Genomic DNA, 20,997 nt, shown 5'->3' with positions numbered 1-20,997 from the left:
TATTAACGATATGTTATTAACGATCTAGACCGCCCATACACAGATACTTAATTTCCATATAATCATCTAGACCATACTTGGAGCCTTCACGGCCATTACCCGATTGTTTCACCCCACCAAATGGTGCTGCGGCATTTGAGATAATACCTTCGTTGACGCCGACCATGCCGTACTCTAACCCTTCACCAACACGCCAAACTCGGCCAATATCACGAGAATAAAAGTACGCAGCTAAGCCATACTCAGTGTCATTAGCCAGTGCCAGAGCTTGCTCCTCTGTTTCGAAACTGATGATCGGGGCTACAGGTCCAAAAATCTCATTACTGGCCAGTGGCATATCATTAGTCACACCTGTCACTATGGTAGGTTCATAAAAGTGACTACCAGCGCTACTGACCTTACCGCCACTAAGCAAACTAGCCCCTGCCGCAAGTGTGTCTTGCACCAACTTATTGACTCCAGCAACTGCCTGAGCACTGATCATCGGGCCTACATTAACCCCTTCGGTAAAACCATCACCAACCTGTAATTCGGCAACTGCAGCGGCAAACTTATCAGTAAACTCTTGAGCGATCCCCTGCTGCACTAAAATGCGATTAGTACAAACACAAGTTTGACCAGCATTGCGATACTTTGAGATAACCGCGCCCTGCACCGCAGCATCAATATCCGCGTCATCAAAGACGATGAAAGGTGCATTACCGCCAAGTTCCATTGATATTTTTTTCACACTGCTAGCGGTTTGTTTCATTAATATTTTGCCCACTGCCGTTGAGCCAGTGAAGGTAAATTTGGCCACATCAGGATGCTCGGTCAGTACCTTGCCCATGCCTATAGCATCTTCACCGACCACCACATTTAGCACTCCTGCAGGGACACCTGCTCGCGCTGCAAGCTCAGCCATTGCCAGTGCTGAAAGCGGTGTTAGCGGAGATGGACGAACCACAAAAGTACAGCCAGCAGCTAATGCCGCAGCGGCTTTACGAGCAATCATGGCGTTAGGAAAGTTCCAAGGGGTGATTGATGCAACTACGCCTACAGGTTGCTTGATTACCACAATACGTTTGTCGCCTGAGGGGGCTGGAATCGTATCGCCATATACTCGTTTACCCTCTTCAGCAAACCAGTCAATAAAGGCTGCACCATAAGCTATCTCGCCTTTGGCTTCAGCCAGCGGCTTGCCCTGCTCTAGCGTTAAAATACGACCTAAGTCATCTTGGCTGGCCATCATTAACTCAAACCAGCGACGCATAATTGCAGCGCGATCGTTAGCGGAGCGCTTTGACCAAGCAGGTAAAGCACGCTTAGCGGCAACGATTGCAGCTTCTGTTTCAGCAGTGCCCGCGTTAACGACCTGCGCGACAACTTGGTAATTGGCGGGGTTAATCACCTCGAAGCGCTCTTGCCCTTCAATCCATTGACCATCAATGTAAGAGCTCAGCTTCACTAATCCTGAATCATTCACTTGTTGCATAATCACTCCAGCGCGTCATTTCATCTAATGATGGCGCCCGTTTCTTTGGCAAAACTAAAACAGGCTTTAAAAATTCATATTGCTATTGAATCGTAAAAGTAACTCGGGTTAAATACAAAACAATAAACCTTATGTTTTACCGCCGTAAAACTATATCTCTAATTGGAAAATAACAAGATGATAAAAACGGGTAGCAAAAGCTCTATCATCCCCAAAGCAGTAACGGAATATGATCTACGTTTACTGCGGATCTTTCGCACCGTTGTTGAAAATGGCGGCTTCTCTGCATCAGAAGCTGAACTTGGCGTTACTCGCTCTACCATTAGCGTACACATGTCTAATCTAGAAAGCCGTATGAAACTAAAACTGTGTAGCCGTGGCCGAGGAGGGTTTGCACTAACTGAAGATGGCCAAGCGGTTTATCATGCTTGCATTGAGCTATTTGATTCACTCAACGATTTTTCAAGATTAGTTAATAACTTAGGTGAAGAGTTAAGCGGTGAACTCATTATACTTTGTGCCGATCAGCTCGATACTCGCATGCAGTTAAAGCTGGCTCAAGTGATTGAGAAAGTACATCGCACTCAACCACAACTGCACCTAGTACTCGATAACGAAGCGCTTAAGCATATCGAGAAATGTCTACTAAAAGAGAAAGCACATATCGGACTACTGCCAAGCTATCAGCAAGTTGAAGGGCTCGATTATCAGACCATTTACAATGAACCCATCTATCTTTGTTGCGGCCATTCACACCCCTTTTTCAGCCTAGAAGATGATGAAATAAGCGCCGATATGCTTGCTCAAGTTCCAGCGGTTCATCCTGGTGTTGATATTGATATTGATGGCAGGGAGCAATTAAAACGCTTAAATCTCTCCGCTAAAGCTTATCAGTTTGATACCCGTAAAACCTTAATCCTGTCAGGCTGCTATATCGGTTATCTGCCCCTTAGCTATATCCAGCACGAACTGGCGTCTAAGCAGCTAAAAATTATCCATCAACACCGCGCCAGTTATCAATTTAATCTGTCGATGGTGTGTAAGCATAATCCACGGGAAACCAGCAAAGTTGAATTGCTTAGAAGCATTTTTAACGAAGTATTTAGTCAATAGCGATGGCAATGTAGATGTAGATGTAGATGTAGATGTAGATGTAGATGTAGATTTAGATTTAGATTTAGATTTAGATTTAGATTTAGATTTAGATGTAGAAGATAATAAATCGCGCTGCAATGAACAGCTAAAATGACAGTAATATCAAGCACAAAGTAAGTGGGAAAAGCGCTCCCACTTACTTTGTAATTACAGATTAGCTAATCAACTGCTCAGGCACATGATAACTAATATGCTGATGGAATCTCACGATAAGGTCATCGCGTGATCTGTCTAATTCAAGTTCTGAGGTTAAACGCTTAAGGGCTTCTTCAACGCGATTCAAATAACGGCCAAGAGCGCCATCTTTTGAATCTTGTGCACCAGCCACAATGGTAAAGCTCACCATCTCAACTAAGCGGTTGCCATCCCAGTGGCTAATAAACTGTTGCTCTTCGATATTAGGGTCAAAGCCAAGCATTTGCACTTCGTCAGTACCATCAACTTGATCATACTTACTATTGCGTACCAGCGGAGTTAATCCGTTAGCCACCATAGCCACTCGATTAAGTTGCTTGGCGGCCGTTGCTTGTACAAAGGCATCTTCCAGCTTTTGATATAAAGGCGTGAAGTCATCAGCCCCTTCAGCCAATGTCGCCTGCTTTAACTTACGACTTAACGGCAGTTTTACCGTGACATAGCACAATGAGCCATGACCTTCAGGCACTGGACAACTTCTTGCCGCGTAGCGATTACTAATAGATCGCAATTTGTAACCGTAGCTCGCCTTATTACCTTTAGCCGCCGCAAACAGATCATAAGACAGATGTTGGTGATCACGGATTTTAATCGTCAGATCTTTCTCTGGTAATTGCGGTGCCAGCTTGGCAAGGAAAGCTTGAACCTTGATATGGAAGCTCGCTGAGTTTGCACGAATGTCTTCACCCGTCGCTAAGAATACGATGCGGATCTTGCGCGCCTTGTAATCATCTTGGCTATGCAAGCTTTGCGCTTCATGGTATTCAGGGTTATAGAAAAAGACAATCTGTTCGGCGGTAGGGAAACAATAGGCTTCAGTATGAAAACGGACTACAGGTAACTTATCGTTGGTGATCACATGGACATTATGTAGCTCAGTCTGATCTGCAAGTTTGAAGATATTGCGGCTTAGCATTTGATAGCATGTTTTGTAATCTGGGAAATGAGCTAACAAAGCATCTGTGACTTTAATTTCTGCCGTGATGTACTGATTACTTCTAACGTCCTTGGGAATGTACACTTTTTGCTGATGGCTAAGGGACATAAATACTCCTTGAAATAAGTTAACCATGCATAATTCGATGCTAATGGTAGCGATAAACGATATTAAGAATGCTGCGGTAGACCACACTTTTACCTAGTAGCAACACAATACGCCTCGAATATGATTTATTTCTTAAATTCGCAATACAAATTGCTTACATTTGCTATCGCCGATAAAAACAGCAAAGCTTCTTATTGAATGATTAATGGAAGGCTAGGAGCTGAGGTTATGCTCCTGCGATGATCCAGGAGCACAAATAACGCGGTGTTTAGCGTATTAGCTCGCTTGAAAGAGGCATTAAGCCTTAGAAAAAATCGGCTTAATACCTTTGATAAAGAATTGATGCACCTCATTTAGCGGCTGATTTTTCGGCCAGATGAGATCATATTGGATCTGCATCTGAGTTTGCATAAACTCAGGCGTTAAGATTTTAATATCTTGCACTCGCTTTTGTGTGGAAGAAAGCATCGCCCAACCTACCCCAGCTTGTACCAGTTGCAACATACTCTGGTAACCATTCACACAGCACACCGAAGGCGACATTTTAGTCACTTTATAGAGAGTATCTTGCTTATCTAGCGCGCTGCTTAATATTTGTGTATGTGCCATTAAATCATCATTAGTCACTTGGCGCTTTTTCGCCAGCGGATGCAGCTTGCTACAAGCTATCATTATGTCGCAATGACCAATCGCCTGAAATTCATAAAACTGGCTGTTTCCTTCAAGGCTGGGGGTCAAAGCTAAATCAACCTCGCCCTCCCTTACCGAATCAAAAATGTCACTGACGCAATGACACAATATCTTGAAACGTAGGTGCGGCCATTGTTGTTGCGCTTGCTTTAGCAGCAGAGCTATCGGCTGAAAATCGACATTTTCATCAATCGCTAATGTAAAAGTGGCGGGCACTCCAGCAGAGAGTTGGTTGGCATTACGGGTAAAACGCTCAACACTATCAACCACGACCTTAGCGCCATCATAAAGGTTTAGGCCAGCCTCTGTCAGTTGCGGATACTTACCATCACGGTCAAATAAGAGCACCCCGAGCTCATCTTCTAAACGTGCAATATTACCGCTAACCGTCGCGAGGTGTTTACCTATCAATCGACCCGCGGCAGAAAATGAACCAGTATCAGCGGCGGCAATAAAGCATTTGAGTAAATCAGGCTTAATCATGGTGTTAACTCTCTTTTTACCTATGACAAAACCATAGGAAACCTATTAACAGATATTGAAATAATTATAGATAATAACCTTGTTTTCAGCAATCACACTATTGATACAACGAGGATACCGTTATGAGAAACTCAATTAAAACACTGGTTATAGCTATGTCTTTAGCAACAACTATGGGGTTAGCACATGCTAACAACGTGCCGTCAAATCAAGTACCTGTCAACATTGATACTTGGCAGCAGCAACGCCACGTAGGCCAAGCACAGATGAAAGATTTTTACCCCAATATGCTGGCGGTTAATGCACAAGATCTCTTTCAGGTTAATCATCAAAAACGAGATTATGATCTTCATGAGATCCCGTCACTCGCTCGCATATTGAATCATCCAGCCACCGGCTCTGTTGTTATCATGAATAGCGATGGTGATGTGCTACTTGAACAATATAGAAATGGTCACGACCGCAATACGACTTTCTCAGACCAGTCATCAACTAAGTCTATTGGCTATATCCTGCTCAATAAGGCGATTGCAGATGGCAAGATTAAGCTAACTGACAAAGTTGAAAAGTATATCCCAACCATAGGTAGTGGTTTTAGAGGCAGAACAGTCGGTGACGTTGCCGCTATGAATGTTAACCACTCTGTGGCAGAGCTTGCTGCTTACACCGGTGATAAAGAAGCACTTGCTAACTTCGACAAAGATGAAAGCGTTATCGGTATGCAACGTAATGATGACCGCATGGAGTTACGTGAATGGATAGAATCAATTACAGCGATGGGTGACAGCAACGAATGGCAAGGTGAAATTGCCAATTACGCCACCATTAATACCAGTGTTGTTGGTTGGTTAGTCGAAGCCGCGACAGGAGAGCCTTTAGCTAAACAGGTGCGTGACTTGTTCCACGAGGTCGGTGGTGAAAATACCATGTTCATGGGTACCGACTTTGCAGGCACACCAGTGGTTGGCGCCTCAATGATGTCTTCAACTATCGACTTTGCACGCTACGGTCGCTTACTCATTAGCGATAAAGCCCAAGTCACTAAAGATATCAAAGATGCAGCCAAAGCAGGTCAACCCGTTCCAGCGCAGCTGACCCATATCGACAGCCATTACTATAAGTCTGCCATCATAAATGAGTATGGTGTTGGTCACAGTGGCTGGGCAGGCCAGCTCATTTGGGCTGACCCAGAATCTGGCACTATTATCGCCATAAACAGTATGGTTCAGTCAGAACTGCCTGCACCCTTTGAGCACTTTAACAAAGAATACCAAGCTGTCTTCGATGTGATAAAACTGATGCGAGCAAAAGCGCAGTAGGCCTTTCGACTAAAGCCCTAAGCCAGCTACTTATACCAATCAGTATAAGAAGTTGATCTACTCAGAGCGTTTTTGGCAAGCTAATTCAAGGCAGGCTAATTCAAAGTGATAAATGACATAATGGTTATTCCCTTATGAGTTTATTCAACGTAGAAGTAGCAAGCCCAAAACACTCCTACAGGCGAGTTTTAGCGGCTCTGATACTGCGTTAATGAACTTGAGCGTAGAATAACTATGCTCTTCATTCATCGCCTTGCTTCAAAGCCGCTAAACTCTCGCTGAGCGATCAAATCTTTATACTGATTGGTATTAGCTAGGTGGCTGCCATAAATCGATTAACGGTGCGATTTATTTTGATTCGATAAACTCATTCCATCAACTGACAAAGAGGATAGAGGTTTATCTGGCTTTGCATAACTAAGCCTATCTAGCCTTTGGGTTTGGTGGTAACTATCAAGACCAGAAATTGCCACGCTCTCTAAAGACTCAATATCCAAATAACCATCAGCTTTAATACTGTGCTGATCAACAATAATATGTTCGACTTCGCCAATAACAAGTACTGTGCCATTGATCGCCAGCGGGGTAACTTGCCTTAGCTGCAAGGAAAATTTGAGCTGACTTTGTTCAACGAACGGCGCAAAAATGCCTTCAATATACTGTTCAGTTAACCCCACAGCTTTAAACTCTGACACATCGGCGTCATAGCGGGCAGATGTTTGATGAGCTCGGCGATAGATTAACGTCGACACATGATTGATGGTATAGCTATCCGTTTGCTTGATATTGCTTAGCGTATCTCTAGGTACACCATCGGGGCGGATAATCATTCCCATTAGCGCTGGACTCGCCCCTAGATGAAATACAGAACTGACAATGGCCAGATTACTGCACCCACGGTTATCCTTTGTCGCCACTAGGTTGGCACTTTTAAACCCAGACAAACTGTTGATCAACCTTGCCCGGCTGCGCTGCTCCATCTGTATAATGTCGCTTGAACTAATATGTTTCATCAATCTTTAATCCTTCGATGATAGTGGCTTGAATGATCATCCAATGAGCTTGACTCAGGCTATAGCTCTTCAATATGAGCTAATAGATGTTTGGCACGCTTGAGCACCAATTCTTTATCTCGCGTTGGCTTTTTTAGCCAATTGCTGTAGACCATTTTGGTGCGAGGATTCGCTTTAAAATCATCAATATGTTGCGCCATGAAATGCCAGTAAAGTGCATTTAAAGGGCATGCATTATCAGTGTAACTCTCGCTAACTTGGTAATGGCATCCTTTACAATAGTCACTCATTTTTTTTATGTAGTTGCCACTTGCCGCATATGCTTTAGAACCCACAATGCCGCCATCGGCAAACTGACTCATGCCACGAGTATTGGGCATCTCAACCCATTCAATGGCATCGATATAAACGCCTAAGTACCAATCATCAACTTGATTGGGATCTATGCCTGTAATCAAACAAAAATTGCCCGTGACCATCAAGCGTTGAATATGGTGGGCATAGGCATAATCCAATGACTGCTTAATGGCGTGATGTAGGCAGTTCATTTTGGTTTCACCATTCCAAAACCAGCGAGGCAAGTCAGCATGTGCAGCCAAAGTATTGAGCTGGCCATATTCTGGCATGTTTGCCCAATACACACCTCGAACGAACTCTCTCCAGCCTAAAATCTGCCTAACAAACCCTTCAATCTGCGACAAACTCACCTCACAATCACCCGAGTGATAAAAAGCAATGGCGCTATTTACTACTTGCTGAGGGCTAAGGATCTTGGCATTGAGGGCAAACGATAGCCGTGAATGGTACAGCGACCACTGCTTACTCTGGAACAGCTCGCCTTGGTTAGCATCAAGTTTGTCGGTCATTGCATCTTGAAATCGCCCAAATCTGATCAAGCAGTGCTGACAGAAAAATTGAAGTAACTCGTTTGCTTGTTGGTGAGTCACAGGCCAAAGCAATTGAGAGTGAGCAACGCCAATGGTATCGATATTATGTCGCTGTAACCGCTGTAAAATCGAGGTAACATTGTTGGCAAACAACAAAGGCTCTGGCACATCACCAAAATCGCTGACTTTGAGTTTTTGGCGGTTATCAGCATCAAAGTTCCATTGCCCACCAGCGGGTTGTGCACCGTCCATTAACAGTTGAAATCGTACTCTCAACTTACGATAAAAATGTTCCAAACGGTGTTTTTTACCTTTGCTAAAGTAGTCATCTAGCTCAGAGTCTGACAGGTAGAAATGCTCCGTTTCATAAGCTTGTACCTTAACTGGCGAAGCTTGTGAAAACTCAGATAATTGCTGCCGTAAACGGTATTCATCCGCTAATTGATATTCAAACTGATCCACCTGATAACGTTCAAAAAGTGCAGTTAACAGCGCGGGTAAATCTTGATAGCACGCCGTATCGTCAAGAGTCAGGTGCAGTACCCGGTGACCCGCATATTCGAGCGTTTGAGCAAAGGCTGACATTGCAGCAAAAAATGCACACACTTTCTGCACATGATGGCGTGTATAGCTTGCCTCTTGGTGAAGCTCGGCAATCACATACAAGGTATTAGGGTTTTGCTCTTGGTACCAAGAGTGCGATGCGTTGAGTTGGTCGCCCAAAATTAACCTCAGCGTTGACGCTGGTTGAACTGTTGATGAATGATGTTGAGGGCTCATTTAGTACTCCCTGATATCTGTTGCTTATTTCCGGCGCAGCGCTTAGAGCAATACTTAACCTCAAGCCAGTTTTTCTGCCATTTCTTTCGCCACAGAAAAGGCCGTAAACAGACGATGCAAACTTTACTTGGTAGCTGAGATTTCTTCATCTTAGGAACCTCCTGTTAGAACGCTTTTAAGCCAAGCGAAATGAGCAGCGGTATTGAAAACTGAAATGAGTAACGTTGTTAAGCTAGATCTAAAATCTAGAATCTATCGCAAGCGAGTTCGATTATTAGTTGTCAATATTGGCTAATTTCTAACACTAATTGCTTACCGAGCGCTGATTTAGCCGTCTAGCGATGGCGATAACCAAAGCATTAAACTCGTTGTAGGCAAGACGATCCTTATACTCATAGGAAAATCGTCCGTGAAATTGCAAGGTCATCACTAATTCCTGATATCCCAAATAACAGGTGTAACCATCAAAGTCATGCCATGCCGTTAATCCGTCAAGATGGTATTTGTTATCGTACATTTTCCCTTTGGAAACTACATGGTTGAACACTACAAGGTGTTTGGATAAGGACATAATTCCCCTTTAAAAGCATTGGCTTTAAATAATATTGGCTGTAGCGGAGATTCAAACGCTATAGCTACAGATTAACTACGAATAAAAGCGCAAAAGGGTTCAACAAAATAATAGAGTTATGGCTGATTTGGGGAGGTTTTATAAAAAGGACATCGATCAGATAGCTGTAATGAAATTGCATCCAGTGGCTGAAACTTGAGGGATAAGTACTTCCATGTACAAATCCCTTCTTTCGCTACCCTTAGCGGATCACGGCGATCTGGGATAAGTACTTCCATGTACAAAAAAGCGGACCTTGTGGTCCGCTTTTTTAGCTAGTGCTTAGCTTATCGATTCAAGCCACGATATCTACTTATAGAAGGCTTCAACCGTTCCTTTAACTGTTATCATAAGTGGTTGGCCGCGACGGTCTAACGCCTTATGTGATGGCACTTTTACCCAACCTTCGCTGATGCAATACTCTTCAACATCAAAACGCTCTTTGTCATTAAGCTTAATACCAATGTCATGCTCAAAAATAGCTTTCACATGGTGCTTGCTACGTGGGTTAACGGATAGGCGATCTGGTAAAGCGGGTTTTGACGTGGTGTCGGTCATGGTCTTGGCCTGTAATCAAAAGTAATAAATATATTGTGCGCTATTGTAGGCAATAGCGCTCCTATGCTCAATAGTGAGATACGAAATGCACCCTAACAGATAAAACTAAACTGAAAACGAGCATGATCTTCACCAATATCCACAAAAGAATACTCAGACTTCATCACTGCTGAAGCCATGAGACAGTGCTTATGTATCAGAAATGTCCCCTAAAGCTTATATCGCAGACTGAGGTATTGCGGCTATATTTGATAACCCAACTGCCCACAGTTGAACAGACAAAATGGATATTACGTTCAGCGAACATTATCTCAATCTCACAGTAACTGAGTTTATAAGCCAGATAAGGGCGAAGCGCTTGCATGATGCTATCAGGTGGCTAATGCCCGCCTGAGAAGTTGAGTGTCATACTGTGGATGCTCTAAATTAATATTCTAATATCATCAACACCGAAGCTCATGTCGTCAACTTTGCGACAGAACCACCTAAAAGCCTTCTACTTGCTTAAAAAATGCTCCTCCATAATAGCTTTAACCGTCGCTAACTCTTTCGTTTTTAACATTAGCACCAACAATTTCAGCAATTGCTTAACCAAGGTTAATTGTTATTCATCTTCTTGAATTGCATGTTTAAGCGGCGCATTCTGAAATTTGAAAGTTTGGTTTTATTGAAGACACGAAATAGAACACGAGATGAAAAGCCTGAATCGTACCTTTTAATGCAATGGAGTTAACTCATGAGAAACCTACAACTGTTTAGCACAGCCTCAATCGACCATCTACTATGGTCTAGTCAAGAAGAGAATGCCTACCTGGACTCGCCAGCATTAGACGTCTTTACCGATTTTGATGTCGCTCGCCCTATTGTGGTTGACGCTTCTACCAGTGCATTAGAAACAGGTGAGATCATGGAGAAAACTCATGCAAATATGCGTCTTGTGGTCGATAAGAATGATAAGTTCCTTGGGGTGATAACACTGCATGAGTTATCTGAACTCAACATGCTGCTCACTGCCAAAAAGTTAAATCATACAATCGAAGAACTGCTTGTTACCGATGTCATGGTAAATAGAGAAGATCTGCAAGCATTTGATTACGAGCAAATAACTACAGCAAAAGTCAGCGACATAGTGCGTATTCTAAAAGAGAACAGTTTGCACCATATGCTAGTGATTGATCACCAACAGCACCATATACGTGGCTTAATTGCCGCCAGTGATTTAGCAAAAAAACTGAGTATGCCGATAGAGATCCACCAACGTCCCTCTTTCAGCCAAATATTTAGCAGTGCACATTAAGAACTAAGCACTAACAACCACCGACTAACTCACCAAGTAGTAAACTGAGACTGGCAAACGGAACAAGTAAAACCTAACCGTTTGCCCTCCTCTCGCACCTTTCATGCTCGCAAGTCATTTTTAATGATATAAAAAATTCATCTCGTGGTTTCATTGCCACTTAGTCCGAAAAACCATTAAAGACAATAAAGGCGGAGTGATCAGGGGTTTCGGTAAATTCAGTTTTATAGATAAAGACAAAGACAGCCAAACCATTAATCCCTCACTAGTCCGTCAAGCAAAGCTAAACAATATAAATTGCTTTATTCAAAGTCACTGACGGTATCTATCAAGTACGTGGTTTTGACCTTTCAGTGATGACTTTTATTCATGGCGAAGATAGTTGGACAGTTATCGATCCGTTGCTCTCTCCTGAGGCCTCAGTTGCTGGGCTAAAGTTGCTAAAGGTAAATGTTGAGAACCTACCTATAACCGGGGTGATTTTTACCCACTCACATATTGACCACTTTGGCGGTTGTCACATCACAAGCAGATATTGACGCGGGTTAGGTAAAACCACCTCTTCGGGTAACCCACAAATTATTAACCTAACCAGTATTGCTAACCATTCAGGTCAAAAGGTGGCCATAGATAGAGTAAACCTTGAAGTTCTGATGGCACAGAACTATGAAGCACCATCAGAATTCATGCTCTATTTTCCAAAATGCAAAACCATGATGGGCGTCTATGATCTGTAAAAGCAACCACCGCATTAAGTCGCTAGAAATGTCTTAGAAATAGATAATTTCAAATACAACTGCATAAACACCCACCGCCTTTTAACACTGAGCTTACCGGTTGGGTTTTTAATCAGGTGTTTTAAATAGTATTTTAGATATCTTCGTCTGCGAATAAGCTTATAGTAATCGCTAGGTACTTTACCCGTTAATAAAAAAGAGCTAACCACCGTTGAAAGGATCCCCATATGATTTAACGCGCGAGGTATTCTATGACCAACGCCGTAAAGATAAACATGAGTTATATCACAAGAAAACCGTTTTACATGGCTAACATCCACTGGATATAAGGGATCGTAAATTATCGTCACTGGGCAACAACAGGTCGTTGCATCATTGTAGAAACCATCATTCCACTCTTCATGCTTAGATGATGAACGGCTTTTGGGTTCCCACGGTGCAATGTTGTTGCTAAACGAACTTTGCGGCATTAATAGCAAGCAAGTATCCAACTTTAAATCATTAGCAAATAGGGCTGATGCAAAGCCACCGAGGCTAATACCATAACCAATTTTAGTGCCAAAAATATCAAGTTTTCCCGCTAGCTTTTGAATAAAATTAACAAACTCTTTTGATCGATAGTAAGTGTTTTCTTTGTGTATAAAAGAGATAACGTTATAGCCTAGATTCTCAATAAAACTAAACGTAGCAATTGTGTCATTCCACTGTTCAAACTTATCAGTGCTTATGCCACTACTCATGGCTTCAAACGTTATAACAAGCGGCTTATTGGTATCTACAATGTGATATTGCATGAAAACAGAGTCACATACAGGCTGTGTTATTTTTTCTCTAAAAATCAAATTTTTGGACAATTTCACACTCATAAACTTAACTACTGATGATGGGGAATATCCTTAATCCCTGACTAAATGTATCGATAAAAATTAAGATTAAGATTAAGATATCACAATTTCGCCGGAGTATAAAACCAGTCCCAATAACAGTTCAATACATCACAAAGCATCGACTTCTGTTTCGTGATCTAAATCACAGCCTTAAAGACTCATTAGCACAGACTAAGGACTGGAATATCAGATAAATGAACTAGCGGATCATTTCTTTTGTATCTGCACCATCGATAGATGGTCTATTTTAGGCAATGTAAAAACGACATCTTCAACAACACTAACAAGACCCTGTCCAACGTGAGTATTCATTCACTCAATAGACATTGATTATCTAAAGTAGCTTGGCTATAGGTTGCTTTATCATTGTTCTCCATAGAGAATAGCGGCTAGTTAGAGTGGTTTATTCAATCGTATAGATTTAGGAGTGCTTGATAGATGATGACAAAATGGGCGACACGATTTTTACAAATGGCCGAACTCGTTGCATCTTGGAGTAAGGATCCCTCTACTCAAGTAGGCGCAGTGATCACCGAAAATAACCGCATAGTCTCTTTAGGGTTCAATGGTTACCCACATGGGGTCTCCGACAGCGCTGAAACCGACAATCGCGAGATGAAACTACTTAAGACATTGCATGCAGAAGAGAACGCAATACTCTATGCCAAACGAGATCTTAGTGGTTGTGAGATCTGGGTGACCCATTTCCCCTGCCCTAACTGCGCAGCCAAGATCATCCAAACAGGATTGAGCACAGTGCACAGCCCTCAACCGAGCCAAGACTTCCTGTCTCGTTGGGGCGAAAAGATTAAAATAAGCCAAGATATGTTCGACCAAGCGGGCGTAACCGTTGACTGGATGCAGGTAGAAGATACTGAGTAAAACTCATTATTAATTTAGACATTTAAAGGCCACATCAGTGGCCTTTTTTATGTCACTTCCCCTAAAACTTGTAAGCAACGCTCACTCTTACATCTCGGCCAGCAGCCGCAATGCCATCAGCCATGTAAGGTTTATAGTATTGATTCGTTATATTCTTCACGGTTAAATAAGCTTCCCAATTATCTAACGCACCAGACTCTCCAGTAAAGGCTACATAGAGATCCTGTACGAAATAAGCATCAGTCGGCTGATCCGTTCTAAAACTACTTGCCGTAGGCATTTCATCTTCTGATTTACTGTCGTACCACTTGCCTCGCCAAGCAAACATTAAGTCACTTGTTAGGTAATAACCCAGCTTCAATCCGATATTAGTTGGAGCAAGATCGGCAAGGTATTCATCGTCGCCAGTAGCGTCTTTTAAGCTACCATCATGTTTACCTGTAATGTATGACGCATCCAAATCTGCAAACAGATCTTGATATCGGTAGTTAACAACTAAATCTGCCCCTTTATTATTGTAGCCCTCTAGATTGGTATTATAGCCCTGAGCTTGCTCAACTGAATTTGCTCCTGAGCGTTTCGCGATATCACCTTCGCCTTTATGGTAATACAAGGTAATCTGCGTCGATAGGGTATCGTCATTGGCAAACACCCCATTATTAACTTGAGTCATTCCAAGCTTATAAGCTTGTAATCGTTCCATGTCCAAATCGCGGCTCGACGTAATTGCTTTGCTCGCTTTTGCATACTGTACAGTGTAAATATCATCAATAACCGGAGCCTGTAACGTATAAGCGTAATCAAAATAAAACTGAGTTTGTTGACTCAATTCATAATGAATGCCTAAGCGAGGCGAAAGCCCAGAGTGTGAAACTGCAGAGTAATCATGTCCGGCGGAAATATCATTATAATCAGCGGCTAAGTTTTCTTTACCTTCACTTCGAATGTAATCGTACCTAAGCGAAGGTTTCACTGATAACTGATCACTTATTTGGTAGTTGAACTCAGCATAAGCGCTAGATGTTTGTTGTTTACCACTTGGTTGATAATAAGGCGTGTATAAACCAAAATTTTTGGCTTCTTTCTTTTCATAAGTTTTGTTGTACACCAAGGAGTCACGGTCTGAACTTAGGTATTGCAGTCCTAACAGCAGGCTATTATCACCAAACCAGCTGGTATTATTGATATCTACAAATGAACGTTTGTAATCAAGCCAGGACTCATGACCAAAGTTACCCACTGAGACATACATCTTTTCCCACGCAATATCTGGGCGTACCCAATGACGCTGATTATCGCTGGTAGAAAGCACTAGCTGGGTATCGATCCAGTCATTACTTGGGGTGTAGCGGTAATTTAATGAGTAGTTGGTGTCTTTATAGGTGTTATGAGCCGTAGTCGCATACAGTGCGGTTTCATAATCACCATACTTCTTAATATTGTAATCGCTAATTGTTGGCATTTGCCCCCGGCGGTTTGCCCAAGGTTTTTGTCCTTCATCTTTATAGTCAGTCATCGACAAGGACATCAAATGAGCGCCGTAGTCAAAATCCACTTTAGCCAACAGGCTATTCTGACGATAACCAGAATAGCGCAGCTTAGCTTCGCTACCAGTATCTAGCGCTACCGGCTCAACCTCTTCAGCAATATTGTCACCCCATATACCATCACCTAACGTTGTATCATTAGCATCACGATAGGTGTAATTCACAATAGCTGAAAGGTGGCGGTTAAACTTGCCATAAACACTCATTAAACTGCGTTTCTCGTCATCATTATCACTGTAACCAGCTTTAAGACGAGCGCCAAAATGCTCTCCAGCATCTAAAAAGTCTTCAGCGCTCTTGCTAGTGACGTACATTGAACCGCCGAAGCCCCCATTTCCAGAGCGAACATCATGGGCACCTTTTATTACCTGGATCTGTTTAATCAAGTCCGGATCGACAAAGAATGAACCATAACGATATTGCTCAAAGCCAAGAGGAGCATTGTCTAAGTACAAATTGAGATCTTCTTCATCACCAAAGCCCCAAACATTGATGCGCTCGCCACCTACGCGCGTCCCACCATCAATATTGATCCCAGGCAGCTGATCAACCAACTCAGCAAACTGGGTTGATTGCTGCTCTTCAACCTCTTTCATGGTAATAACAGCCGTGCCAGGAGGCGCTAACTTTAGCCCGCGGCGATAAGCTCTACCTGTAACCTCAATGACCTCAATGGCTTCAACTTTTGGTTCGCCTAACACCTTATTTTGAGCATCTACAACTGACTGTTCATGCTGAATCACTGGCTCCACTTCTGTTTGTGCATAAACATGAGACTGTATGGAAAGTGCTAAAAATGATAATGAAAACAATTTTATAGAACGTGATATCACCGGATGTATTCTCAAGGATAAGAAAAGATGGCCGCGAGTATAAAGAAAAAACAACTAAGTGATAATGATTATCATTCATAATTTACATATGAAAATGGACTGTTACAAAGAGGGCTTGATTAGCCTATGGAAATTACAATAACGAATCAAAGTTAAAGATTGTAAACTCAAATCAGGTAGACAGACGAGCAGGGAGAAAACAAATATAGAGTACGAATTTAATCGCTATGTCTACAAATTTTAGTTTGTCTAATAGTGATTAGGAACAAGATGAACTAAAACTGCAGCTAATCTTAATAATTTGAAGATTAGCTCAGCTTTATTTGCCTAGTTTTACCTAGCAACTACCAAGGTAAAACCTGACCATTGGAATGCCTAAATACACCAGACTGGTTCATATCAAGTTGTTCGATTAAACCGACAATACGGCTAGCAGACTCATTAGCAGAAATATCTCCACCATGATTGACCATATCCGTTTGCACATAACCTGGATGATAAATTCCCACTGCCACCTCTTTAGGGGCTAAGTCATGACTCAATGACATTGAAGCTGCATTTAACGCCGCTTTCGACATCCGATAACCGTAACGTCCGCCGGAAGTATTATCTTCAATGGAGCCCATTCTTGAGGTGATCATCGCCACTTTAGCGCCGTGAGTCAGTTGGTTTTGTAATGCCTCAACGACACGCAGTGGCGCCACGGCATTTACTTCAAACTGAGCACGAATAGTATCAAGGTTGAGATTAGCTAAGCTCTCATCACGCAATATACCTGCATTACAGATCAACAGATCAATGTCGGCATTAGCTAAGCCCTGCTTCATGTTGGCAATCCCCGTATCGGTTGCCACATCAATATCGGTCACTACGTTAACGTTTAATGCAGCTAACTCTGCAGAAGAGTGGCGGCATAAAGCGAAAACATTTTGACCTTGAGCAGAATAAAGACTGGCTAGCGCCAAGCCAATGCCACGGTTGGCACCAGTAATAACAACAGTGTGAGACATGTTTGCTCCTGCAAGCTAAATAGAAGAATTGAAAATCGCATTATAGCGTTAGTTGCACAATTAACGCCGATAATGACTCACATTTTATCGAAAACTTTGCTAACTAAGATGAAAGTAATACTAGTTTTTATTAGCAGGCTTGGGCAGTAACTGTTCCATCAATTTTCGAGCAAAACTGACAAACTCCCGACCTCCGCTTGAGGTCAACAATACGACACCAACGCCATGCTCAGCAGAGAACAAATACTCACAGCCAAAACCATCAAGATCGCCGCCATGAAACAACACAGTGCTAGAGAACATAGGGAACTCTTCAGATGCTTCAAACATACCGAGTCCATAAATAAGGCCGGGGTAGATTGTTTCCGCCTGAGTAAACTCTGTGTCATATTTGATTTGGGTAGAAACCAATGGTGTTGCCACCCCACTTTGACCGTATTCCAAGTAGGCTGCCAGCTGTAACTCCATCAGGTGGGCCAAATCATTAATACTCGAATAAACACCACCGTGAGGTGCTAGCAAGCCCATATCCCAAGGTTGGGTCGCGACTGCTCGATTATCTTTTCTGTAAGGTGTTGCCAGTTGCGTTTTCTGCTGCTCGGTTAATGCTACAACAGTATTCGAAAGGTCATATTTATCAGATATATAATACTGAACTAACTCGGCATAGCTTTTGTTACTCACTTGACTCAGTACATATCCAAGAACAGCATAATTAAAGTTTGAGTATTGCCATTTCTCATTGGGTTTAAAAGACAGCTCAATACTTTTAAGTGCACTTAGCAACATCTCTTTATTGTAGCCACCCAAGAAGGCATCACCATCGATTCGAGAAACATTCTTAGGGTAGTTAGGTAATCCAGAGCGATGCACCATTAGGTGCTCTAACGTTAATGTCTGAAACTCTGCAATAGACGCTTCAGGGAATACACCTGGTAGAAGCTCAACGAGCCTGTCGGACAACGCTAGCTTGCCCTCTTTAACGAGCTCGAGCGCAATCATACTGGTTAACATTTTTGACTGTGAGCCAATTTGAAATATCGTATGCTGATCGATCTCTGAGCTGCTTTCCCTATCTAATACACCATAGCCCGCTGTGAAATTGATTTTCCGATTTTGAATAATAGCAACCGCGAGCGCCGGAATATTCTCTTTGGCCATAAACTGCTTAACTTGCTGTTCGATATCCAGCTTAGCGGCGTTTTCATTTGCAAAAACAACAGAGGTCACAAGGTTAAGCAAAAAAAACAATACGATTTTGAGTTTCAAGAATAATTTCCTATTTTAATTATTATGTTAGGACTGTTGATAATCAGGTGATAGGTCTTTCACCTGCTAAAAACAGCGACAAACTAACATAAAAACTCATCCCCAAAGATACAACTCTGTAACAAAAGGTAATCCAATGTTATATCTGACGCTATGCATGTGGACGGTGTATCAGCGAACTCAACCATGAGACATGCATGATATTAGCGGCGCAACGAGGTGCTATCCTCCAAGGTAAATCACCACATATGTAGCACTACATTCTGCATTAAAAAATTTTATCTTATTGAGCCTTAACAATCGTTGCGATTTAGGACACAATGGGGCTAATATCCATCTAGACGGCTAAACATGAAAAAATCATTGAAACAGCGTTCGTCCGATCACCACCGTGGGATCTACTTTATTGGTACAACCCCACCCAAAATCGATACTGATTTTGAATCGGTCAGTACCATTGCTGATAAGTTGTTAGCCCGTCTTGATGAGATAAGTTTCGATGGCTTAATCATTTACGATATTCAAGATGAAACCAGCCGCATTGATACCCCGCGGCCTTTTCCGTTTAAGGCCACATATGATTCTGGCACCTATGCTCAGCTACTCAATCAAAAGTCGGCTAAACCTGTTATCGCCTATAAAAGTGTCGCAGGCCTTGACGAGCAGAGCTTTAATGAATGGTTGTCGCGTGCTTGGTATCAAAATAATGTAAGAGATTTAGTATTAGTCGGCTCACCATCGACTCAAGCTGCAAGTTCATTGCCTTTAAATGACGCTTACCGCGTGTTAGCCGCACACTCGCAAAAGTTCTATCTTGGTGGCATTGCAATTGCGGAGCGTCATTTAAGTAAGAAGAATGAACATATTCGTCTATTGGGTAAGTCGACTCTAGGCTGTGAGTACTACATCACTCAAGCTGTGTATAACGCCCAAGCAACTATCGATATGTTAACCAGCTACGCTGAGGAATGTGCGCTCAATAATATAAAGCCAAATCGGGTCATTCTGACATTCTCCCCTTGCGGTAGCGCTAAAACCTTAGAGTTTATCAACTGGTTAGGTGTGTCAGTTCCCGAAGCCACCCGCGAACGTATTTTGTCAGCCGACGATCCTCTGTATGAATCAATCAAGGTCAACCACAGTAACCTACTGAAAATTTTGGCGGCGGTACTTCCGCTCAATATCCCATTGGGGCTTAATATTGAAAGTTTAACCAATCGTAAAGCTGAGATTGATGCCTCTATTTTAATGTACAAGCTACTTAAGGGCACAATGAATCAAGCCTTAGCCCAAAATCAAATTGATCAATTTGTGCTGAACAGATAACGGCTTCTATAAAGTTAAAGCCCTGCGGTGTTCGTTGCCCGTGGGGCATCATACGCCCCGATTTACATCACAGCTAAAGCTTGCCCGGAGGGACACAAGCACAGCGTTACTGATTGCTATTTTTTAGTCAGGGGCTGTTGTTCTTTCGAGCTTAGTTTTTGTTCGATTCTTTACCGTAAGGAATAATTATTTTAGTACCAGACTTGAGCGATGCTGCTTAGCTGGCTAAGCGAAAATCTCGTAACGCATTCTAGTCATAAAAGAATAAAAGCATTGAAACGAACCCGAAGGGCCGCACTTCTTGGCTATTTTGACTGTGTTGTAGGTTATTTGTGGAGAATGACTAAACGACATGGCCTCCGCTTTGTCAAAATAGCCAATAAACTGCGGCAAAAACAACCGTGAAAGGTCAACAGCCCTAGTTAATCAATCGTTAAGTTACGGTACAGCATTCTGCAGCTATATTAATTATCGAATTAGGATGATTAAGCAGAGGCGACAGATGAAAAATTTAACCAATATGTTAACTACAGCAGTGAAAACAGTAACCACTATCGCGCTGACTTTATTTGTCTCAATTGGCAGCGTGCATGCCTCACCCAATACTGCGGTAACCGCTGATTTAGTCAAATCAAAAACGGATCAGAACTTGTTAGTTTGCCAATATCAAACAGTATCAGGTAGCCACTTCCAAGTGTTTGACAAGGCCTTAGACAATGAAAGCCGTTGCCCAACTAACATGCAGGTCGCCCACGAGACGATGCTTACCGATGCAGAACAAGCCCAGATCAAACAAATGCTTTCACTGAAGAATTAATGATTGCTCAAGCTAACCAAATTGAAACTTAAGCGCGGCACAAGCTGCGCTTTTTTGTGGCCGCGCCCAACACGTGGAGTTAATAGTGGCAGCCTATTTTATTTGTGTATGTTGTTTAAACGGTTAAAACAAAAAGGGAACGGCTTTAACCGTTCCCTTTACTGTATCTAGATTTATGTATAT

At 42.4% G+C, this 20,997-nt stretch carries 19 protein-coding genes and 1 pseudogene; 7 read left to right on the top strand and 13 right to left on the bottom strand.

From position 1 onward, the window contains the following. Positions 1 to 16: 16 nt before the first annotated feature. Positions 17 to 1,474, bottom strand: a complete 1,458-nt coding sequence (locus K5R16_RS18600) for an NAD-dependent succinate-semialdehyde dehydrogenase (protein ID WP_220739415.1) — start codon at positions 1,472 to 1,474, stop codon at positions 17 to 19. A gap of 177 nt (positions 1,475 to 1,651) precedes the next feature. Here K5R16_RS18600 and K5R16_RS18595 point away from each other — a divergent pair, with 177 nt between their 5' ends. Next, positions 1,652 to 2,587, top strand: coding sequence for a LysR family transcriptional regulator (locus tag K5R16_RS18595; protein WP_220739413.1), 936 nt, complete (start codon positions 1,652 to 1,654; stop codon positions 2,585 to 2,587). Between the two features lie 196 nt (positions 2,588 to 2,783). Here the strand turns inward: K5R16_RS18595 and K5R16_RS18590 are convergent, their stop codons facing one another. Continuing rightward, positions 2,784 to 3,869: a DUF3083 family protein gene (locus K5R16_RS18590; RefSeq protein WP_220739411.1), complete on the bottom strand. Its 1,086-nt coding sequence runs from the start codon at positions 3,867 to 3,869 to the stop codon at positions 2,784 to 2,786. Positions 3,870 to 4,166: 297 nt separating this feature from the next. Beyond that, positions 4,167 to 5,042 (bottom strand): LysR family transcriptional regulator, encoded by an 876-nt coding sequence (locus K5R16_RS18585; protein ID WP_220739409.1) that lies wholly within the window; start codon positions 5,040 to 5,042, stop codon positions 4,167 to 4,169. Positions 5,043 to 5,164: 122 nt separating this feature from the next. Here K5R16_RS18585 and K5R16_RS18580 point away from each other — a divergent pair, with 122 nt between their 5' ends. Continuing rightward, positions 5,165 to 6,361: a serine hydrolase domain-containing protein gene (locus K5R16_RS18580; protein WP_220739407.1), complete on the top strand. Its 1,197-nt coding sequence runs from the start codon at positions 5,165 to 5,167 to the stop codon at positions 6,359 to 6,361. Between the two features lie 335 nt (positions 6,362 to 6,696). Here the strand turns inward: K5R16_RS18580 and K5R16_RS18575 are convergent, their stop codons facing one another. The 6 genes and pseudogenes from K5R16_RS18575 to K5R16_RS18550 all read right to left on the bottom strand — a co-directional run. Continuing rightward, positions 6,697 to 7,374, bottom strand: a complete 678-nt coding sequence (locus K5R16_RS18575; protein ID WP_220739405.1) for a flavin reductase family protein — start codon at positions 7,372 to 7,374, stop codon at positions 6,697 to 6,699. A gap of 59 nt (positions 7,375 to 7,433) precedes the next feature. Continuing rightward, positions 7,434 to 9,041 carry a cryptochrome/photolyase family protein gene (locus tag K5R16_RS18570; protein WP_220739403.1) on the bottom strand — a complete coding sequence of 536 codons (1,608 nt, stop codon included), beginning with the start codon at positions 9,039 to 9,041 and terminating at the stop codon, positions 7,434 to 7,436. Then, the gene (locus K5R16_RS18565) at positions 9,038 to 9,190 is read right to left on the bottom strand and encodes a DUF2256 domain-containing protein (RefSeq protein ID WP_220739401.1); all 153 of its coding nucleotides are present in this window, start codon (positions 9,188 to 9,190) and stop codon (positions 9,038 to 9,040) included. The genes K5R16_RS18570 and K5R16_RS18565 overlap by 4 nt, the downstream gene beginning before the upstream one ends. 155 nt (positions 9,191 to 9,345) lie before the next feature. Continuing rightward, positions 9,346 to 9,612, bottom strand: coding sequence for a DUF3081 family protein (locus K5R16_RS18560; protein WP_220739399.1), 267 nt, complete (start codon positions 9,610 to 9,612; stop codon positions 9,346 to 9,348). Positions 9,613 to 9,960: 348 nt separating this feature from the next. After that, the gene (locus K5R16_RS18555; protein ID WP_220739398.1) at positions 9,961 to 10,209 is read right to left on the bottom strand and encodes a DUF3297 family protein; all 249 of its coding nucleotides are present in this window, start codon (positions 10,207 to 10,209) and stop codon (positions 9,961 to 9,963) included. A gap of 241 nt (positions 10,210 to 10,450) precedes the next feature. Further along, positions 10,451 to 10,573 (bottom strand): annotated as a pseudogene (locus K5R16_RS18550) (IS6 family transposase); the annotation flags it as partial. Positions 10,574 to 10,945: 372 nt separating this feature from the next. Between K5R16_RS18550 and K5R16_RS18545 the strand changes: the two are divergent. Both K5R16_RS18545 and K5R16_RS22700 read left to right on the top strand, forming a co-directional pair. Next, positions 10,946 to 11,506 carry a CBS domain-containing protein gene (locus K5R16_RS18545; protein WP_220739396.1) on the top strand — a complete coding sequence of 187 codons (561 nt, stop codon included), beginning with the start codon at positions 10,946 to 10,948 and terminating at the stop codon, positions 11,504 to 11,506. A 356-nt stretch (positions 11,507 to 11,862) separates the two neighbouring features. Continuing rightward, on the top strand, positions 11,863 to 12,045 hold the full coding sequence (locus K5R16_RS22700; RefSeq protein WP_374758411.1) for an MBL fold metallo-hydrolase: 183 nt from the start codon (positions 11,863 to 11,865) through the stop codon (positions 12,043 to 12,045). Positions 12,046 to 12,257: 212 nt separating this feature from the next. Here the strand turns inward: K5R16_RS22700 and K5R16_RS18535 are convergent, their stop codons facing one another. Beyond that, on the bottom strand, positions 12,258 to 12,983 hold the full coding sequence (locus K5R16_RS18535) for a hypothetical protein (RefSeq protein ID WP_220739392.1): 726 nt from the start codon (positions 12,981 to 12,983) through the stop codon (positions 12,258 to 12,260). Between the two features lie 585 nt (positions 12,984 to 13,568). On the opposite strand from K5R16_RS18535, the gene K5R16_RS18530 reads away from it, so the two are divergent. Continuing rightward, entirely contained in the window at positions 13,569 to 14,012 is a 444-nt protein-coding gene (locus K5R16_RS18530; RefSeq protein ID WP_220739390.1) for a dCMP deaminase family protein, read from the top strand. 61 nt (positions 14,013 to 14,073) lie between these two features. Here K5R16_RS18530 and K5R16_RS18525 read toward each other — a convergent pair whose 3' ends face one another. From K5R16_RS18525 to K5R16_RS18515, 3 genes are all read right to left on the bottom strand, one after another. Then, entirely contained in the window at positions 14,074 to 16,302 is a 2,229-nt protein-coding gene (locus tag K5R16_RS18525; RefSeq protein WP_259649928.1) for a TonB-dependent receptor domain-containing protein, read from the bottom strand. Between the two features lie 434 nt (positions 16,303 to 16,736). Next, positions 16,737 to 17,402 (bottom strand): SDR family oxidoreductase, encoded by a 666-nt coding sequence (locus tag K5R16_RS18520; RefSeq protein WP_220739386.1) that lies wholly within the window; start codon positions 17,400 to 17,402, stop codon positions 16,737 to 16,739. 120 nt (positions 17,403 to 17,522) lie between these two features. Beyond that, a complete protein-coding gene (locus K5R16_RS18515) occupies positions 17,523 to 18,671 on the bottom strand; it encodes a serine hydrolase (protein WP_220739385.1) in 1,149 nt (382 codons plus the stop codon). A 351-nt stretch (positions 18,672 to 19,022) separates the two neighbouring features. Here K5R16_RS18515 and K5R16_RS18510 point away from each other — a divergent pair, with 351 nt between their 5' ends. Next, a complete protein-coding gene (locus K5R16_RS18510) occupies positions 19,023 to 19,997 on the top strand; it encodes a methylenetetrahydrofolate reductase (RefSeq protein ID WP_220739383.1) in 975 nt (324 codons plus the stop codon). A 502-nt stretch (positions 19,998 to 20,499) separates the two neighbouring features. Continuing rightward, entirely contained in the window at positions 20,500 to 20,814 is a 315-nt protein-coding gene (locus K5R16_RS18505; protein WP_259649927.1) for a hypothetical protein, read from the top strand. Positions 20,815 to 20,997 lie beyond the last annotated feature (183 nt).

Origin of the sequence: Shewanella sp. c952, from assembly GCF_019654975.1 — a bacterium.
Taxonomy (GTDB): Bacteria; Pseudomonadota; Gammaproteobacteria; order Enterobacterales; family Shewanellaceae; genus Shewanella.
This window is presented reverse-complemented; position numbering and strand designations above follow the sequence as displayed.

Excerpts from the sequence above, each read along its gene's own strand:
- K5R16_RS18600 (WP_220739415.1), bottom strand. The coding sequence starts at position 1,474 with ATGCAACAAGTGAATGATTCAGGATTAGTGAAGCTGAGCTCTTACATT.
- K5R16_RS18595 (WP_220739413.1), top strand. The coding sequence starts at position 1,652 with ATGATAAAAACGGGTAGCAAAAGCTCTATCATCCCCAAAGCAGTAACG.
- K5R16_RS18590 (WP_220739411.1), bottom strand. The coding sequence starts at position 3,869 with ATGTCCCTTAGCCATCAGCAAAAAGTGTACATTCCCAAGGACGTTAGA.
- K5R16_RS18585 (WP_220739409.1), bottom strand. The coding sequence starts at position 5,042 with ATGATTAAGCCTGATTTACTCAAATGCTTTATTGCCGCCGCTGATACT.
- K5R16_RS18580 (WP_220739407.1), top strand. The coding sequence starts at position 5,165 with ATGAGAAACTCAATTAAAACACTGGTTATAGCTATGTCTTTAGCAACA.
- K5R16_RS18575 (WP_220739405.1), bottom strand. The coding sequence starts at position 7,374 with ATGAAACATATTAGTTCAAGCGACATTATACAGATGGAGCAGCGCAGC.
- K5R16_RS18570 (WP_220739403.1), bottom strand. The coding sequence starts at position 9,041 with ATGAGCCCTCAACATCATTCATCAACAGTTCAACCAGCGTCAACGCTG.
- K5R16_RS18565 (WP_220739401.1), bottom strand. The coding sequence starts at position 9,190 with ATGAAGAAATCTCAGCTACCAAGTAAAGTTTGCATCGTCTGTTTACGG.
- K5R16_RS18560 (WP_220739399.1), bottom strand. The coding sequence starts at position 9,612 with ATGTCCTTATCCAAACACCTTGTAGTGTTCAACCATGTAGTTTCCAAA.
- K5R16_RS18555 (WP_220739398.1), bottom strand. The coding sequence starts at position 10,209 with ATGACCGACACCACGTCAAAACCCGCTTTACCAGATCGCCTATCCGTT.
- K5R16_RS18545 (WP_220739396.1), top strand. The coding sequence starts at position 10,946 with ATGAGAAACCTACAACTGTTTAGCACAGCCTCAATCGACCATCTACTA.
- K5R16_RS22700 (WP_374758411.1), top strand. The coding sequence starts at position 11,863 with ATGACTTTTATTCATGGCGAAGATAGTTGGACAGTTATCGATCCGTTG.
- K5R16_RS18535 (WP_220739392.1), bottom strand. The coding sequence starts at position 12,983 with ATGAGTAGTGGCATAAGCACTGATAAGTTTGAACAGTGGAATGACACA.
- K5R16_RS18530 (WP_220739390.1), top strand. The coding sequence starts at position 13,569 with ATGATGACAAAATGGGCGACACGATTTTTACAAATGGCCGAACTCGTT.
- K5R16_RS18520 (WP_220739386.1), bottom strand. The coding sequence starts at position 17,402 with ATGTCTCACACTGTTGTTATTACTGGTGCCAACCGTGGCATTGGCTTG.
- K5R16_RS18510 (WP_220739383.1), top strand. The coding sequence starts at position 19,023 with ATGAAAAAATCATTGAAACAGCGTTCGTCCGATCACCACCGTGGGATC.
- K5R16_RS18505 (WP_259649927.1), top strand. The coding sequence starts at position 20,500 with ATGAAAAATTTAACCAATATGTTAACTACAGCAGTGAAAACAGTAACC.